We start from the raw sequence: 16,625 nt of genomic DNA on the forward strand, positions 1-16,625 counted from the left end.
ACCCCCCGCATCTTTTTATCTATTATAAAAATACCCTTATTTAATGGTAGTATAGCATAAATCTCACAAAAACGAACATACATTCTATGTTAAGTTAATGTAAATTAAAATACACTACTCAAAATACATTTCCTTCTCTCTAAACTTCCCATTACGCACTTCTCCCCACTAAAATCCTTTAATTTTTCACTACACCAATTCCTCAAAATCCCCTTCACATAAGCTAACGTTTTCTTATTATTTTCAAACGCAATTTTAAGTACCTCTAACACTTTCTCTCCAGAAAGTCTTTGTATCCAATTCTTCAATTCCTTCACAATATATGGGGATAAACTACTAATATTTTGTTCATAAAACTTATAAACTTCACTATTTGGAACGTCCTCTTCTATGGTTTCCACCTCTATCTCTTCCGCTTCTTCTTTCTCTTCAATAACTACTTGTGAACTACTATTATCCTCTTCTTTTGGCATACCAAAATGCTGCAGTACTAATGGAATCTTGTATTCTTCTTCAAGGCATTTACGTAAAAATATATGTATGAACTCATTACTTTTTACAGTCTTTAACTCACGTAATACGCACTTCTCCACATTCGTATTTGAAATAGGATTATAGTATAACCAGTTTATTATGAATACCTCTTTCGTTTCCGTATCATATAAAATCTTTCCATACTCAACAAACCTGTTTAGCAACTTCTCAACAGTCTCCATACTATAACCTGTTTCAAGCTCTGCCACACGCTTCGGTAATATGTAAATACCACATTGCTTCGTTTTCGTACCAGTTAACAAATATATGTAAAAATAACGCTCCTCTGGCGTTAAATCTAATATGAATTCATCTTGCCAAAAGTTCACCTGCACATTACGGTATACCGCCATATGTTTCCCTCCACTCTTTGCTAGTAAATAGGAAAATTTTAATCCTTCATTATAAAGATAGGCATGCGGGAATGGTTTTGGCATTCGAATTACAATTTTTTTACTACTACAACGCCGGTTTCATTTTTTCGCGCTTGTTTTGTTCTTGTTTTTGTTTTTGTTTTTGTTTTTTCTTAGTGATTTATTACTTGGTAGGGGCTTATAAGGGGCTTGGAAGGGCATTCTACATTCAATCTATGAAATACAATTTGTTCTTCCTACTAAATAGGAGCTATTCCAAATTATTATTTTGGATAGCTCCTTTCAAATTCTTCTTATTTTTTACTTCTACCAATGTCAGCTTCTACATACCATTTATTCTGCTATTTGCGGGCAGTAAAACTCTCATTTCAAAATTCGGTGAATAAACTGCTCGATTGCAGTGCGAGTGGCCCTCACTGATTAAAGTTTCATTTTATTTTTGCATTGAATCTAACATCTTCACAATAAAGGCAGCTGCCTGACCACGAGTTGCTGTGCCTCGAGGATCAAACTCATTATTTCCAATACCATTAACTACCTTTAGACTGTATAATCGTTGAACCGATTCTTTGTATGTTATTAAATGCTTATCTGTAAATGGTAATGCTACTAACTCACCTGTAATTCCTTTATATCGTAATGCTTTGTCAATCATAATAGATACTTCTTCACGAGTAATTGGTGAGTTAGGATCAAAAATCCCTTCACCACGACCATTAATAATTCCTGCACTTGCACAACGTTTAATACCGTCATGAAGTGATGGATGTGCCTCATTAATATCTACAAATGACTTATTTCCCTCTGGTAGTTTAAGAGCATTCGAGATTAATTTCGCAAACTCCGCTCTCGTTACATTTCGATATGGCGCAAATACACCATTACCTTCGCCTTGCATAATACCTAGACTGTTTAATTTACGAATATGCCCTTCAAACCAGCCACCTGTAATATCATCTTTTGGTTTTTGTACTTCTTCCTTAGGCTTTTGTACTTCTTCCTTTGGTACATTGTAGTTAATTTTAATCCAGCTTGGGTCATAGAAAATCCATTCTCCATTACCTACTTTATACCAACCATTTTTAACCGCTAATACTTTGTAACGATCTCCGTTTGAAGCTTTACGTACAACACGATGTTCAATACCCGCATCACTACGTACATTGATACCACTACCATTTACCACTAGTTCCATGCTAGGTTCAGCTGGATTATTTTCATTTGGATTAAATGAGTCATTTTTATCTTGTAAAGGCGTATCAATCTGCGCATTTATATTTGCATACCACTGAATTCCTTGTACGAAACCAGCCCAATTACCACGTGAAATTAAAATGTCAGGACATTTTTTCCCGCTCCATTGTTGATGCTTGTAAATATGATCTGCACCAATTCCTTCTTTGTTCATTAAATAACCTGCAAGTCGTTTTGCATTTTCTAACGCTTTATTGTAATCACCGTCTTGGTTAACCGCGATCTCAATACCGATAGACTCCCTGTTTCCTGATCCATCTCCATCTCCTGCATGCCAACCATTTTCGTTTGTTGGTAAGTGTTGATAAATTTGTTTATCGTCTACAGTAAAATGCCATGAAGCTGTTCGGAAAGTGCCTTCCGTTGCTTGCTTGTATAAATATTTCGCGTGATTTTCAGCATTAGCACCAGCGGCTGTATTTGCGGTCTCATGAATTGTAATGTAACGTGCTTTCATCGGATTTGCAGGACGAATATCAGGATTTCCTGCTGGAACAATCCACTCCACAAATGGAACTCCTGCAAGTGTTCCATATTTCTTCGTACTCTGTGCACTATATTGAATACCTCTTGGCTTTGCAACAGGTTTCATTTGACGATCAGATCCATCATTTCGACCATCTACAGATTCAAATGCCTTTTCAATGTTTGAAATAGCTTCCTTTTCTGCTACTTGTCCCTTCTTAGCATCTTGCATTTTGTTTAATTCTTCTGTTTCATCATGTTTATGCTTATATTCTTCTAAAAGCATTTTTTCATTTTCAGATACTTCTGCTTCGTTAATTTGTACATGATTAGGAACTTCCAACTTGAAATTAGAATAATTTAATCCGCTCGTTCCGTGTTCTCCTTGGGCAATATTAAGTTGATCAGTTTGAGAGTTATTTATCTCTTCTGCTGATGCTGATAAAGGTACGCTCCCTAAAATCACTAGACTTGTTGATAGTGCGATTACTTGTTGTTTGATTGTCTTATTCATTATTATAATAAATACATACACACTCCCACCGTGTATGTATCTCAACCTCCCTTTATTGTCACATTAATTTTTAAAAATATAAATCTACTATGTACTTCTATTATATTTTCTTTTTATTTATATATTTTAATTATTTTATCTTATACCCATTAAGAAAATATTTATATGTCATCCCTACAGATGAATTTCATCTAACATACTTTTTATAAAATTCGTCAACAAACATTATTTTACAACTAATTACAAATACCGTCAAAATAATCAATTTAAACTTAGACAAATAACCGGCATACAATTTCATAATAAGAGATCCTATACTATCGAAATACATCTATTACAAATTCCCTTTAACGTTTTCAACAATCTCATTTATCGTATTCCGATCAAACTTATCACTAATTTCATATGACTCACGATCTCCTACGAATTGCACGCCTACGATATCATTGCGATCCTTACCGTATTGCACTTCAATAATAGATCCACGCTCTATTTGCTTCCAAATGAGACCTGCTTCATCTTTATTATCTAAAATAATGCAGTCTTCAATATTTTCGTCAATCCCAATTAACTTATTATCATCCATATATCCAATCTCGTATTGTTGCCGTTCTTTCGCTTTGCCACTTACTAATATACCTTTGCTACCATATGAGTAATCCATATAGTCCTTTTTCTCCGTTTGTACCGCTTTCGGCTTTTGTGCTTCAGTTTTTTCAGCAGCCCCACAACCTGTAATAAGACTGATTGGGATAACCACTATTAATACTAATCTAGTAAATTTTTTTATCATTTGTAACCAACCTCATATATTTAATGCAAAACTCCATTTATTACTCTATTAAAGAATAACATGATACTAAGTAAACAGAACGAAAGATAACATATTATTTACATACTCGCACTTTAATGAAGGACCAGGCCATTTAAACCTAGTCCTACATAACTTTAACTTTGCTTCACATACTTAATTGTATTAAATGACGTCTCATTAAATAATCGCAAGTTTTCCCCATCATAATCTTGAACTTTATATGCTATTTTCTTTTTTTGAATTGTATCTTCTACACCGTCTACTAAACGTTTATTGAGATGTAAATAGATTGTAAAAGCTTCCTTATCATATTCCCAAGTTCCTTCAATATAATTCTTTTTATTTGGATACTCACCTTTACCATACGTTTCAAAAGTCTTATCACCTTTTAAAATGAGTGACATATTGAAACCGTCTGTTCCTTGGAATCCCCAATTACCGATTAATTCCGTACCATCCTTCACATTCTTCATAACGTTATCTGTATTAATTCCAGCTTTCTTATCTAACTCTTTCAAATCTTTCATTGATACTGTACCGTCACCGATTTTAATATCCCCTTCAAGATCTTTGAATGCCTTAAGCCAGTAAATATCTCCTTCTTTCACTAGCTTTTCAGATTTCTCTATTAACTCTTTATCAGTCTTATCACCTTTTTCTCTTTTTTCTTTTCTGGTGAATACTTCATTTATTAAAGAAAAAGACTCTCTAAAATAACTAATTGCTTTTTCAAAATCTTTTTGTTGGTTTACATACTCTGTAGGGGGATCTATTGACTCAAATTTATCTAACACTTTATTTAATTCTTTCACACTATCTACTATATCTGATTTCTTTTTCTTACCGTCAAAAACCTCTCTTGTAATATTGTTATGCTCCGCAAACAACTTATCAAACTCTACTCCTAATTTATACACTTTATTAGGATAGTCTTCCTTTGAAACTTTTTCTTTCTTACTATTAGACTTCGATTCTTTTACTTTAGACTCTTCCGTTTTCTCCTGTTTAGAAGTGTTCGTTTTCTCAGAAACTCCACAACCAAATAACAACATGACCGGAACTGCTACCCCTAGTAGTTTCTTTGCATTCATGACTGATTTCTCCTTCTACTTGAATAGATTACTCTTACTATACCCATCCTCTTTTTTTATCTTGTAATTAAAGTTACAATCGCAATAACTCCTAAAATTGGTCCCCAATATTCCATTTTTATAAAAAATAGCGAGTGTTTTTTGTTAAACATAACTTTTTCACCAGTTTCGGTATCTATATAAACTTTCCCATCTGGCTTATTAATATATTTACCTAAATACCAAGACATAACCCCTGATATAATAAACATTACCGCCATTGGCCAACTATGGTCTTGAAAATATGTAGCGTCCCCCGTTATAGATCCAAAGATAGCCTTACCCAAAAGAGTATTAATAATTACAATAATTGCGACTAAAAAACCCCAACCAGACCAAATAATCATCTATTTCTCCTCCTAAAGCGTACAACTTTGTACTTTATGTTAATTTGAACTGCAAACGAAAATGTTTAAAAAACCGAATATTCAGACGTTAATAATTATATTTAGCTTACATTCGATTCTAACTTTAATGTCCTAAATGCAAATGAACCAGATATAATTTGTAAAATTGTCGGAATAAGTAAAAAGAATAATGACATAAATAACATAACTATAGGAATCACAATCATACAAACTCCATAAACTTTATTATTAACCTTGTTTACTAAACACGATAAAATGAACAATCCTATTTGAACCGTTAAAATAATAGAGTAATAAGCTAAAAGTTCGTAATCAACACCTTCCATAATATTAAACGCTACAACTATTAATATTATGGAAATAATAATTCCCAAAATGCCACCAATTAAACCTAATACGAATTCAGGTGTTCTTTTCAATTCAATCCCCCTTTTATGAACCACTAACAACTTGTATATTTTTCCCATTCACCATCATACCAAATATTCACTGGAAAAACTATACAAATGTATTTTTTATTCTACTATACTTTGCTTCTAACTATAGATAGCTTGTAGCAGTCACAAAATCAAAAGCTTCAAAATTACTAACCGAATTGTCATACTGAAAATTATAAATTAATATGATAGAATTGTAGGATTTCTTTAATTTAACTACTTCGTTAATTCGAGATAATATTTTATCATCATATGAACATCCCGTTAATAACATAGAAATGTCATCACTCGCTTCTTCTAACACTTCCTTTTCAATAAAATCCTCATCTACATCAATCATATCAATATTAAAATCAACAAAAAAACTCGCTGGTATAGCATCTCCTTCTTCATCATATGTAACATCGATATATGCATCTAACTGATCTTGCGTTTTCATATTACCTAACCATATTGAAACCATTCCATGTACTTCCATTGTAGTTCTCCTTTATTTTTTATCTTGCAGAACCAATTTTATAACTTACCGACTACTTTAAAACACATAATTTTTATAAAAAACATTTCTTCTTTCCATTTAGTTAAATGGGGTTATTCGGAAATTCATTATCATACTTATTAATTAACGCTTTATCATTTTCATTAATTGGTACTTCACCTAAGTATTTATGTTTCCAAATAATCATTTGATCACTAAAACTATATTCTGTTTCGAGCCAATTGGTATAATCGAAATGCATGTTAAATTCCCCACTATGTTCCAGAGACATTGTAAAAGAGTACCAAAGCTCTTGCTGATTATCTTTAAAAACATCTCTTAATTCCTTACTCAATTTATATAAAGAATCTTCTTTCCTTTCAAACTCCTCTTCATTAACTTCGTATTTAAAAGGAATTTCTACACTATACTTATAATTTTCTTTATTTCTGAAGTTGTTATAGAAAAAGTAAGTTCCCCCTCCAGCTTCTGATATTTGTGCATAAAAATAAAATTTCTCCCATTCTTCTGGAATCATGGCATGAACCGTTTCCGTTATCTCTCTATATAATCGATTCAATTTTATTTCCAATTGAATACCTCCTATTTAATTTTCATCATTCACTTTTTCTATATTATACCACCCTTTTAATTAGCTCTTTATTTCATCTAAAATTCAAACCAAGTTTCGATACTTTTAGAAAGTAGACATACCTCTTGAATACAATTAGTATTAACATAAGAAATACGAAAAGCTTAAAAAGGCTTTCACATGAAGAAAGGAAGTTGCACAACTATGGATTTTAAAACAGTTATGCAAGAACTTGAGGCTCTAGGTAAGGAACGAACGAAAAAAATATACATATCTAACGGTGCGCATGAGCCAGTATTCGGAGTAGCTACAGGTGCTATGAAACCAATCGCTAAAAAAATAAAATTAAATCAAGAGTTAGCTGAAGAGCTTTATGCCACAGGTAACTACGATGCTATGTACTTTGCAGGTATTATTGCCGATCCAAAAGCTATGAGTGAGTCTGATTTTGATTGCTGGATAGACGGGGCATATTTTTATATGCTATCTGATTATGTAGTGGCAGTAACTTTATCGGAGTCAAATATTGCACAAGATGTTGCTGATAAATGGATTGCAAGTGGGGACGAGCTTAAAATGTCTGCCGGATGGAGTTGCTACTGTTGGCTTTTAGGAAATCGCAAAGACAATGAGTTTTCCGAAAGTAAAATTTCCGATATGCTTGAAATGGTGAAAGATACAATTCATCATTCTCCAGAACGAACAAAATCCGCTATGAATAATTTCCTAAACACCGTGGCAATTTCATATGTACCACTACACGAAAAAGCAGTCGAGATTGCAAAAGAAGTTGGTATAGTTGAAGTCAAACGTGATAATAAAAAAAGCAGTTTGTTAAATGCTTCTGAAAGTATTCAGAAAGAACTTGATAGAGGAAGACTTGGTTTTAAGCGTAAGTATGTAAGGTGTCAATGTAGGAGAGATTGACACCTTTTTTGTGGACATTACTAGACTAACGGAGCTGCAAGTTAAAGGGAACCAATTATTCATCTCCCACTATACATCTCAAACTTCTTCTTTCAATTTATATACCCTATCTCTTTTCTCATCATCTTTGATAAAAATAAGTTTTCCTTCTGTAACAAAACCTTCTAATAGTAAACATACTTGTCCATATGCTTTAGGCTTATTCGTAGTGAATCTTTCATCGGGTATTTTACCAGATCGTATTAATCGTTCACATAGCTCAAGCGCACTTATTTCTTCAGAATCAATTAATTCTAAAATATCTTTTTGTAATGGTGATAAAGGGGCTGGTACCTTACATACCTCAGCTACCTCCACCTTTTCTTTTTCTTCTTCAAATAAATCTTCAAATGAAATTTGATTCATTACACCTGTTCCTTTCTAACAATTGATTTATATAACATGAATTGAATTCTATAGGTACGAAAACTTTAAATATTAGTCATTGTTATGTAGTGCTTACCTCGTTACATGAATTTCAAACTCATGTACATCATTTCATATAGTATATTTTGATTATACCAAATATACGTTCTGTCTTCTATTGTAGAATTTTTATAACAGAAATGAAAGTAATAGTGAACATTTTTCTTCTCTTTAGTTGTATAGAAAACTATGTAAAAAGTTTACATAATAAAATTATAGTGATCTGTTAAATTTCTACGCAAAAAAGCACTTGTTGCCTCAAGTAGAGAATCAAGTGCTTTAAGTTCATTTTTTAAAATAGCATAAATTTGTAAGTTTTGTAGTAACAGTATGACACCTTTTATATGTGGTAACAACTACTACATTAAAACTTACGAGTTTGTACGAGTTCGTTAGTTTAATATACATTCCATGTGTTTATATTCATCGCCATGTAAAATGTCATCTCGCCTAAGCTCGTACTTCGTTTTCTATTCTATCATTGCACACAGTACTCCATGATGGTACAACCATCATGGAGTATGTATTTTCAAACAACCTATTATTTTTTCTATCCACTTCACATAAACTTTGTTTTTCATTGATTTATATATGTGTTAATGTGTTTCGTTATCATATTCGCTTGTAGAATATAAATTAAGTAGTAAGTCTAAGTCATTTGAACGAATCCTATATCTCTATTTACCTAGTAATAAAATATCTACTTATTCTATTATTGTACTGGCCCCATAAAACTAGTAATAATAAGAATATGTTCCTTTAATTTGACCTTTTTTAAGTTCTCTACTTTTTTTGCTCCACCTAAACCTAATAGAGGTGTATAACCAAAACACTCCTCGTAATCTAACTCATTATATTGTTTAAGCGCTTCAGGATAAGGTTGCCAAGATAAATCTTCATCTCTAAATTCTAAATCAGTAATATTTTGAAAGAAAAATTCAAATGTAAACATAATGGTCTTTACTATACCATACCTGTAATTAAGTAATCTAACATATCCATCTGACCAAATAACCAAGTCTCCCATACCCGTAGCAAACAATACTATTGAATCCTTATATCTTTGACTACTCTCCTCCAAAATCTCTTTAAATTCCTCTGGATTTACACTTTTAAAATACCCTTGCATAAATGTACCAAATCCATAATTACTCCATAAATTTATTATTTCATTAGGTACTACATGTTTATACTTTTCAATGATTTCACTCGGAACTTTATTATGCAACTTAAAATCTTTTAAATATTGTTCCATCTAAACTCCTCCTCTAATGTGTTAATTTTACATTCAAATAAGTACTTTTTAGTTGTTCTGGTGTCATGTTTTTGGCTAATTCCTTAATTTGTTCATCAACAATATCAATTCTATACCGCCATTGACTACCTATAGAAGAATTAATCCTTTTATCTCCCATACCTCCTATTATTTCTACCTTTCCACCTGCTATCTGGTCAGGGTTGTGAAGTGCAGCTTGAGTATCTAGCCATTCCTTGGCTTTTTTCTTGGCATTTGATAACGTTAATCCTTCTCTTTGTAGTTCATTTACCTTTTGTACATAAGCTTCTTCTCTAGCAGCTTGTTGAGCAGCATTCCCTTCAATAGCTCGCCCCTGTGCTATGTATCTTTCACGATTTTTTTAAATACTCATCCACTGTAAGCTCATTCATACCTTTTTCTTGGTCTTTTAATTGTCTCGCAAACTCTTCTGAATCATGTTTTACATTTCTATTAAAGTTCACTTCAATTTCTTTTATTTTAGGTACATCATTTAAATGCTTACCATTACCCGTACCCTTAGCAAGTTGATAAGCGTCATCCTTAGCTACCGTACTTGCCTTTGAAAACTTTCCAACTACTTCTCCAACAGTTGAAGATTCTATATAAGGAAGCTTCATTCCTATTCCAGTATCCACCGTCCTAACTGCTACTGGAATAGGAGTATTTTTCATAGCATCTAATGCATTTTTTTAAGTCTTATTTTCCTTAAGCGATTGTACCACATTATTTCTACGCTAAAACGCAAAAAAGCACTTGTTGCCTTTAATTGACAATCAAGCGCTTTAAGTTCATATGTTTTTAAATAGCATAAATTTGTAAGTTTTGTAGTAAAAGTATGACACCTTTTGTATGTCATGACAACTACTATGTTAAAACTTACGAGTTTGTACGAGTTCGTTAATTTAATATCCATTCCATGTCTTTATATTCGTCGCACAATAAAATGTCTTCTCGCCTAAGCTCGTACTTCATTTTCTATTCTATCATTGCACATAATACTCTATGATGGTACAACCATCATGAGGTCTTTACTTTTTAACAGCCTATTCTTTTTCGTTCTCATGCCTTACCTGGCTGCGTATACAATTTTAGTACCACATGCTTTATCACTCTAGTATATAACCTATAAATCCAGCAATAAATACTTAGACAGTTACTGTAGCTAATCGTGTTAGTTTCCTTCACTAAATCACAAACTATTCATCCCATTCCTCATATACAACTGACCCCATATGAATTAAATTTCCACTTATAAATTTAACTTCATCTATATCTCCATCGTACTCAAAATCATATAATCTAATAACAGAATCATAGATTTCTGGCAATTCTTCCCCGTAATGTTCCACAAATTGTGATAAAATTTCCGTTTCGTAAGAGGAACCACTTAAAAGGGTAGTCAACGATGTAGTGGAGTCCTCTATCAAGGTGCTCTCTAATAAATCTTGGTTATAATCAATAAAATCGAGATTAAAGTCTCTCATGAATTTAGATTGAGTTCTATCCCCAACTTCATCAAACTTAATCTCAACATATTCTTTTAGGCTTTGCTTAGTTCTAAAATTACCTATCCATAAAGACATTACGCCTGGATTTTCCATAATGAATCCCCCTATATACAAATTATAGTAACATCAATTATCTTAAGCCTTCAGGTAATGAATTTATTCCATCTTCCAATCTATAATGTGCTCAATTTTTTAATCTTCTTTTAAATGTACTATAATCTAGAGAACTATCAATAATTTTTAACAACTCATTATTTGCTGTAGTAGAACCTATATCACCATGTTTACTTATTGGATTAACAAAATGAACTTTTTTCACCCTTAATAAAACGATTAAATGGACAAAAAAATCCACAGTGTAAAAGTTTATCACTGTGGATTCTTACATTTATTTTTCTTGGTAATGCACCATATCATAAGGGTAGTACGAAGTATCTTTCAAATTTGAGTCATCTAATTTTAAAATTTTTACGATTGCTCCACTTTCAAAACTCCAGTAACCACTATAAATGTCATTTTTATTTTTATTTTCATGTGCATCGTACCCTGTTTCCGAATAAGTTCTCAAGAAACTTTCACTATAATAATTGGCTTTGAATTATCTCGACCGCTTTCTAGTTTAACATGCCCATGACTTGCTTTAGCCATTTCACTTTATTCTTTAAAAATCTTTCTCCTTCGCTCATAGAATCTAGTGAAATAGCACATACTATCTTAATTCTAATTTAAGTTGCTGTTTTAACAACTTCAATAATATCATGAAAATCTCGTGATAATTCTTCATTTCTACCATCTTTATACATGAAATATCCTTCCAATCCTCTATGAATAATAGCAAACATAGTAGGATGGAAATTTTTATCTGTGGAATTAATAAGAAACTGGCTAAATTGAACAGCAGACTCTAAAGAATAATTTAGTTTTTCGTTTAAAATCTGAATCATAGCACCTTGTATGTCAACAGGTTTAATATTTTTTTCGTGTCCTAATCCATTAAACATTCCAAAAAGGTATGCACCTAAGATTTGCTTTTCTTGTTCATCATTGATGTCTATTTTAAAAACCTTATATATGGTAGTATTTATAATATTCATACATTCATTAAGGAAATCTTTATTTTCTTCCAAAAAACTTCACTCCTTATCATATAACTTTTATATTTCCTTTAGGATATTCTCCAGTCCACCCACATGGAATATAACCATTTATATATACTTCGTATAAACAATTATAAAATTCAGACTCGCATACTAAAGAATAACTTTTATATAGTGCGATATTCATTATATCAAATAAAATTTGACTTTTCATGTTTTCTAAAAGTTGTCCTTCACTAATCAGAACAGACAATTTTTCATCAACAACGGGAATAATTTCCTTTTTTATATCCATCGCTAAATTATTCCAATTTTTATTATACATTTCTTTATAATTCTTTGATAAATGTGAAGTAACATCTCCTATTTTATCTAAACAAAGGTTCTCCCACTTTAATTGATTAATACTTTTACTAGCCAATTTTAAAGTTGGTACTATCTCAAAATCAACTTCTAATTTTCTAGTGTGTGATAAAAAATCAATTCTACATAAAGACTGCACGACTTCATTTTCTAATCTCACTTTATTTCCTCCATCAAGGTTTTGGTTTTGGTAAATTAATTCTCCCCGGTATTCTAGGCACGAAATCATCAGCCAAAAGACCAGCATTTATTTGTTGCTTGATCGCTTCTGAAACTGCTTTGTTTACTTGTGCTTCTGATAACCCTGCATTAATTAAAGAATCTCTCAATGCATTGTTATAGTCTGTTAAATTAGGCTTAAGCCCTGCTAGATCTCCATTTTTCCTGTAAATATTCCAAAAATCTTCTAAACTTTTATGAGCATTGTAATGGGGGCTATCTATATCTTTAAATATATTTCCTTCCAATTTTACAGAAAGTCCGTCATTTCTTGGAATATAGTCTCTAAAAGCAGCATCTTGATTCAAATGATGTGCTTGACCTGAAATTTCTTTATTTTTCCTCAGATTTTTGTATGAATCAATTAAGATATCATCGAATTCATTAGCCCCACTGGCTCCCTTACCAATATTATCCGTACTCTTACTAGCAAGAGAAGCCTCTACACCCTTAATCTTATCATCTATAATCTTATTACTTTCTGTATGATGCTTATTCACCCAGCTTTGGAGATCTGTACCACCTTGTTTAGATATTAGTAAGCCATTTCCGTCAACTTCAAAACTTGCCGATTTGGCTGTCCTATCATCTATGCTTTTGGCTATTTTTTCGCCAAATTGATACATCTTTTCATTTCCGGATTTCTCCATTTTAAGGCTCGCTAGTTTCAAACGGTCAAGCATAATAGCTTTATTATCACGCAATGATTGTACCACATTTCCACCCAAATTTGGATTAAAACCAGGCATTCCTTCTTTGAATTTTAATAATTTCGCTAAATCCGCTAATTCACTCGTGCCTTTGAATGCTTTTACTCCTTTTCCTACTGCTCCAACAACTGGGATTGCATCTAATCCGCCAAAAATGATGTTTCCTACCCGCTCTTCTTGGCTCAATTTCCTATGTGTTCCCCAGTCTTCTCCGTCGATACCGCTTTTTATTTGTACACCTCCGTATACTACTGCGGCAGCGGCCCCGAGTGGTGGACAAAGGATTGTTGTGATGATGATTCCTACTCCTATTCCTATGTCTCGCACCATTTCTAGTTTTTTCTGTTCATCTTCTATCGATTTGTATTCAAATCCTCGTGTGGATGGGACTACTTTCTTATATTCTTCATAATTTAGTTTTGCATCTGGATTTTGTTTTTTTAGTTCTTTGTATTCCCCTCTCAGTACGTTATCAAATGCAGGTGAATCTCTAAAAATATCTTCTACTGTTATTTTATCTTTCTTCTTCTGTATTGTTTGTGGTACACTTCCGTAGCCTGCATGCGCACCTGGTAATACTGTCGTTGTTGTAGAGCCAATTCGGTTATTTGTTTCAAAACTGAGAATAGATGTATCTCTCATTTTTTGAGCAAATTTATCCATTTCTACTAAAAAAGGTTTATCTATATGTTCAGAGACTAATCGCCCTGCTTCTCCGCAATATTTTTGTAATGTCGAATAGCTATCAAGTAATTCCCCGATTTTTTGCGATTGATCTTTAGGATTAAAATGTATACTACCATCCGAGTCTAAATCTCGTATTCTTCCATCAATTCTTTTTAATGATTCATTTGCTTCCCGTAATTTTATGAGTGCATCTTTTGTAATTCGATTCATACCATCCCCCATGTTTTGCCATGGTTCAGGTCTATATTTCACATCCATCTCGTTTTCATCCCCCCAGCCGTATGGTGATTTCTACAACTTACTTAATATTTCACGTAATTTTTCGTCCTTTTCAAGCATTTCTACACATACATTTCCTACAACTGTCGCTGACCTAGAATAGTGTTCAGCCAATTCTAGTGTTTTGTGTAATATATCAGGATATTTTTCAATTACTCTCATCGCTTCACCTTTTTGATAAAAATCACAGCTTAATAAACTCTCAACATTCGTTCCAATGACGTCTACATGGATTTTATATATATTTTCTAACTTCATTACTATATCAAGTAGTTCTTGAAAATTAACTAATACTTCTTCTCCACCACCAGAACCACTATCTCCCATTGATACTTGCATTATTGAATACCTCCTAACGAGAATTGTCTCGGGTCAATTAACTTTTTATATGGCATTTTTAACACGTCATACAATTTCTTATTAACCGCATAGAGGCTCACCCAGTCATATCGATTACGATCTACATCTATTTGAACGAAATCTTCTCCTTCAGTAAAATATAAGAAACATTCCCATTTTCCTCCTCTATTACTTCGAGGCCTCGTATACGTTTCTATCGCTATAACGTCTTTATTTGATAAATCTTTTTCCTCAAATATTTGTTGTTCTGCCTCTGTCATTCTCTTTGAGAAAAATGTATCTTCTATTTCCCTCGGTTCTCTCAATAAGAAAGGAATGCGTGTTAATAATGAAAAATATACGTCCGGTTTTGGTATGTAGTCGATCTCGTATTTTTTATTTGGTTCTATTTCTGTTAATACAGCCACTCGGTCTTTATCCTCTTTTAAAAAGCCAATTAATACATTATTCATTCTCGTGTATTCATGACAATTTTCATATTCCTTTAATAGTTCAATTATTTGAAAAGCTGCAGGGGTAATTCCATTTTCACTTGTAAGTAGGCCTTTTTCTTTTAAACTCGTAGTTGCTTTCGTGACACATTCTGCATCAAGTAAAATAATTGCGTCACGGTTTGGCAATCCAAATATATCGGTAACCCCAGCTGCACCTGCGAGAACATATAATTCAGCAGGTGCAAAACTCATTTCTTTCCCCATTCTTTTATCCCTCGTTTCTCCATCACAGTTGTTTTATCGCCCTTACTTCCGATTTATCTCCGTACGTTTGAATGCTTTTATCTAACTCTTTCAAAGCTTTCGTATGTCCTTCAAATGCCTCTACCATTTCTGAATTATATTGAATGATCAAATCAAGATAACTTAAAAATGCATCTCTCGTTTTTCCATTCCATTTCGCACCTGTGACATATGCTTTTAAGTCTTTCGCTTGGTTTAAAGAATCCTTCATACCATTTTCAATGTTTTGTGCGTAAGAAATGGCACTTGCAGTGTTACTTCCTATAATTTCAACCTCTTTACCACTCATGTTGGTTCCCTCCATTCTTTGTATGCTTAATGGATAAGTTTTTCAAATTCCTTTTTCTTTTCTTCAAAAGCCTTGGTCGCTGCAGCATATGCTGACGCTTTCTCCGATTCTGCTTTCGCTTTATATTCCAAATACTTTGCATAAGCTGTACTTTTTGCAGATCCAACATCGCTTAATGCACTTTTAAAATAGGATACTAATGTATGTAATTCTTCATCCTTTTCATGACGTTTTTGTTCAAATTCAACTGCCGGAATTTTATTAGCTTCTAAACCATTACTTTTACTCTCATAATCTCTCTTCGCTGATTCAGCATCTTGAATGAATTGCTTTAACTCTCTTTCTTTATCTTTTAAATAATCATGTAAATCATCATACCGATCTCGTTTCCTCGCACTTTCTGTAAAACCAGACGCATTTAAAAAAGCATTGTACAATTCATCTAACATCTTTCTCCCCCTTTAGCACAATAACTATGTAGTTAAATTCGTATATTTAAACATGAATATTCATTACATTAAGAATTAACAAATAATTATTTTTACATATTGCTATTTTATCAAAGGGATTTTAACATTTCCATATTTTATGAATGGCTTTCGCATTTTTCTTCAATAAAGTGAAACTTTAATCAATATGACTATGTATTTATGTGCAGAAATAATAAAAAACACTGCCAGGCGCAGTGTTTTTTATTACTACCTTTTATCCAATTCATTCGTATTAAATCCTTGCTTGAGAGTAA

19 protein-coding genes and 2 pseudogenes are annotated in these 16,625 nt (G+C 32.5%); 1 reads left to right on the plus strand and 20 read right to left on the minus strand.

Going from position 1 to position 16,625, the window contains the following annotated elements; all coding sequences use genetic code 11:
* Positions 1-104: 104 nt before the first annotated feature.
* The 8 genes from N2V80_RS16095 to N2V80_RS16130 all read right to left on the minus strand — a co-directional run bounded on the left by N2V80_RS16095 (position 105) and on the right by N2V80_RS16130 (position 6,960).
* Entirely contained in the window at positions 105-887 is a 783-nt protein-coding gene (locus N2V80_RS16095) for a DnaD domain-containing protein (protein WP_016111580.1), read from the minus strand.
* Between the two features lie 454 nt (positions 888-1,341).
* Positions 1,342-3,141, minus strand: a complete 1,800-nt coding sequence (locus N2V80_RS16100) for an S-layer homology domain-containing protein (RefSeq protein ID WP_033695108.1) — start codon at positions 3,139-3,141, stop codon at positions 1,342-1,344.
* 334 nt (positions 3,142-3,475) lie between these two features.
* A complete protein-coding gene (locus N2V80_RS16105; protein ID WP_000591634.1) occupies positions 3,476-3,934 on the minus strand; it encodes a hypothetical protein in 459 nt (152 codons plus the stop codon).
* A 155-nt stretch (positions 3,935-4,089) separates the two neighbouring features.
* Positions 4,090-5,046 (minus strand): DUF3994 domain-containing protein, encoded by a 957-nt coding sequence (locus tag N2V80_RS16110; RefSeq protein ID WP_000992212.1) that lies wholly within the window; start codon positions 5,044-5,046, stop codon positions 4,090-4,092.
* A 56-nt stretch (positions 5,047-5,102) separates the two neighbouring features.
* Positions 5,103-5,432 carry a hypothetical protein gene (locus N2V80_RS16115; RefSeq protein ID WP_000587855.1) on the minus strand — a complete coding sequence of 110 codons (330 nt, stop codon included), beginning with the start codon at positions 5,430-5,432 and terminating at the stop codon, positions 5,103-5,105.
* A gap of 101 nt (positions 5,433-5,533) precedes the next feature.
* Complete coding sequence (locus N2V80_RS16120) at positions 5,534-5,872, minus strand: DUF4064 domain-containing protein (protein ID WP_000831724.1); 339 nt, start codon at positions 5,870-5,872, stop codon at positions 5,534-5,536.
* A gap of 121 nt (positions 5,873-5,993) precedes the next feature.
* Complete coding sequence (locus N2V80_RS16125; protein ID WP_000451798.1) at positions 5,994-6,368, minus strand: immunity 22 family protein; 375 nt, start codon at positions 6,366-6,368, stop codon at positions 5,994-5,996.
* Between the two features lie 103 nt (positions 6,369-6,471).
* Entirely contained in the window at positions 6,472-6,960 is a 489-nt protein-coding gene (locus N2V80_RS16130; protein WP_061654919.1) for an antitoxin YezG family protein, read from the minus strand.
* 204 nt (positions 6,961-7,164) lie between these two features.
* Between N2V80_RS16130 and N2V80_RS16135 the strand changes: the two genes are divergently transcribed.
* Complete coding sequence (locus N2V80_RS16135; protein ID WP_061654920.1) at positions 7,165-7,887, plus strand: DNA alkylation repair protein; 723 nt, start codon at positions 7,165-7,167, stop codon at positions 7,885-7,887.
* 78 nt (positions 7,888-7,965) lie between these two features.
* Here N2V80_RS16135 and N2V80_RS16140 read toward each other — a convergent pair whose 3' ends face one another.
* The 12 genes and pseudogenes from N2V80_RS16140 to N2V80_RS16195 form a co-directional block, all read right to left on the minus strand.
* Complete coding sequence (locus tag N2V80_RS16140) at positions 7,966-8,292, minus strand: DUF3895 domain-containing protein (RefSeq protein ID WP_001071909.1); 327 nt, start codon at positions 8,290-8,292, stop codon at positions 7,966-7,968.
* A gap of 772 nt (positions 8,293-9,064) precedes the next feature.
* Complete coding sequence (locus tag N2V80_RS16145) at positions 9,065-9,607, minus strand: T6SS immunity protein Tdi1 domain-containing protein (RefSeq protein WP_000438859.1); 543 nt, start codon at positions 9,605-9,607, stop codon at positions 9,065-9,067.
* 13 nt (positions 9,608-9,620) lie between these two features.
* Positions 9,621-10,356, minus strand: a pseudogene (locus N2V80_RS16150) (polymorphic toxin type 15 domain-containing protein); the annotation flags it as partial.
* Between the two features lie 471 nt (positions 10,357-10,827).
* Complete coding sequence (locus N2V80_RS16155) at positions 10,828-11,232, minus strand: immunity 22 family protein (RefSeq protein WP_000431157.1); 405 nt, start codon at positions 11,230-11,232, stop codon at positions 10,828-10,830.
* A gap of 295 nt (positions 11,233-11,527) precedes the next feature.
* A pseudogene (locus tag N2V80_RS16160) lies at positions 11,528-11,734 on the minus strand (PoNe immunity protein domain-containing protein); the annotation flags it as partial.
* A 130-nt stretch (positions 11,735-11,864) separates the two neighbouring features.
* Positions 11,865-12,266: an Imm48 family immunity protein gene (imm48, locus tag N2V80_RS16165; RefSeq protein ID WP_000392122.1), complete on the minus strand. Its 402-nt coding sequence runs from the start codon at positions 12,264-12,266 to the stop codon at positions 11,865-11,867.
* Positions 12,267-12,282: 16 nt separating this feature from the next.
* A complete protein-coding gene (locus N2V80_RS16170) occupies positions 12,283-12,759 on the minus strand; it encodes a hypothetical protein (protein ID WP_001235346.1) in 477 nt (158 codons plus the stop codon).
* Between the two features lie 13 nt (positions 12,760-12,772).
* Positions 12,773-14,473: a hypothetical protein gene (locus tag N2V80_RS16175; protein ID WP_061654923.1), complete on the minus strand. Its 1,701-nt coding sequence runs from the start codon at positions 14,471-14,473 to the stop codon at positions 12,773-12,775.
* A 33-nt stretch (positions 14,474-14,506) separates the two neighbouring features.
* Positions 14,507-14,833: a hypothetical protein gene (locus tag N2V80_RS16180; protein WP_061654924.1), complete on the minus strand. Its 327-nt coding sequence runs from the start codon at positions 14,831-14,833 to the stop codon at positions 14,507-14,509.
* Entirely contained in the window at positions 14,833-15,552 is a 720-nt protein-coding gene (locus N2V80_RS16185; RefSeq protein ID WP_061654925.1) for a DUF5081 family protein, read from the minus strand. Before N2V80_RS16185 ends, N2V80_RS16180 begins: the two co-directional genes overlap by 1 nt.
* 22 nt (positions 15,553-15,574) lie before the next feature.
* Entirely contained in the window at positions 15,575-15,880 is a 306-nt protein-coding gene (locus N2V80_RS16190; protein ID WP_000014535.1) for a WXG100 family type VII secretion target, read from the minus strand.
* A 26-nt stretch (positions 15,881-15,906) separates the two neighbouring features.
* Positions 15,907-16,329 (minus strand): hypothetical protein, encoded by a 423-nt coding sequence (locus tag N2V80_RS16195; RefSeq protein ID WP_000883455.1) that lies wholly within the window; start codon positions 16,327-16,329, stop codon positions 15,907-15,909.
* Between the last annotated feature and the right edge of the window lie 296 nt (positions 16,330-16,625).

Source organism: Bacillus sp. FSL W8-0640 (genome assembly GCF_038007725.1).
Classification (GTDB): Bacteria; Bacillota; Bacilli; order Bacillales; family Bacillaceae_G; genus Bacillus_A; species Bacillus_A cereus.

Coding starts and splice junctions, on each gene's coding strand:
- N2V80_RS16095 (WP_016111580.1), bottom strand. CDS start 887: ATGGCGGTATACCGTAATGTGCAGGTGAACTTTTGGCAAGATGAATTC.
- N2V80_RS16100 (WP_033695108.1), bottom strand. CDS start 3,141: ATGAATAAGACAATCAAACAACAAGTAATCGCACTATCAACAAGTCTA.
- N2V80_RS16105 (WP_000591634.1), bottom strand. CDS start 3,934: ATGATAAAAAAATTTACTAGATTAGTATTAATAGTGGTTATCCCAATC.
- N2V80_RS16110 (WP_000992212.1), bottom strand. CDS start 5,046: ATGAATGCAAAGAAACTACTAGGGGTAGCAGTTCCGGTCATGTTGTTA.
- N2V80_RS16115 (WP_000587855.1), bottom strand. CDS start 5,432: ATGATTATTTGGTCTGGTTGGGGTTTTTTAGTCGCAATTATTGTAATT.
- N2V80_RS16125 (WP_000451798.1), bottom strand. CDS start 6,368: ATGGAAGTACATGGAATGGTTTCAATATGGTTAGGTAATATGAAAACG.
- N2V80_RS16135 (WP_061654920.1), top strand. CDS start 7,165: ATGGATTTTAAAACAGTTATGCAAGAACTTGAGGCTCTAGGTAAGGAA.
- N2V80_RS16140 (WP_001071909.1), bottom strand. CDS start 8,292: ATGAATCAAATTTCATTTGAAGATTTATTTGAAGAAGAAAAAGAAAAG.
- N2V80_RS16145 (WP_000438859.1), bottom strand. CDS start 9,607: ATGGAACAATATTTAAAAGATTTTAAGTTGCATAATAAAGTTCCGAGT.
- N2V80_RS16155 (WP_000431157.1), bottom strand. CDS start 11,232: ATGGAAAATCCAGGCGTAATGTCTTTATGGATAGGTAATTTTAGAACT.
- N2V80_RS16175 (WP_061654923.1), bottom strand. CDS start 14,473: ATGGATGTGAAATATAGACCTGAACCATGGCAAAACATGGGGGATGGT.
- N2V80_RS16180 (WP_061654924.1), bottom strand. CDS start 14,833: ATGCAAGTATCAATGGGAGATAGTGGTTCTGGTGGTGGAGAAGAAGTA.
- N2V80_RS16185 (WP_061654925.1), bottom strand. CDS start 15,552: ATGGGGAAAGAAATGAGTTTTGCACCTGCTGAATTATATGTTCTCGCA.
- N2V80_RS16190 (WP_000014535.1), bottom strand. CDS start 15,880: ATGAGTGGTAAAGAGGTTGAAATTATAGGAAGTAACACTGCAAGTGCC.
- N2V80_RS16195 (WP_000883455.1), bottom strand. CDS start 16,329: ATGTTAGATGAATTGTACAATGCTTTTTTAAATGCGTCTGGTTTTACA.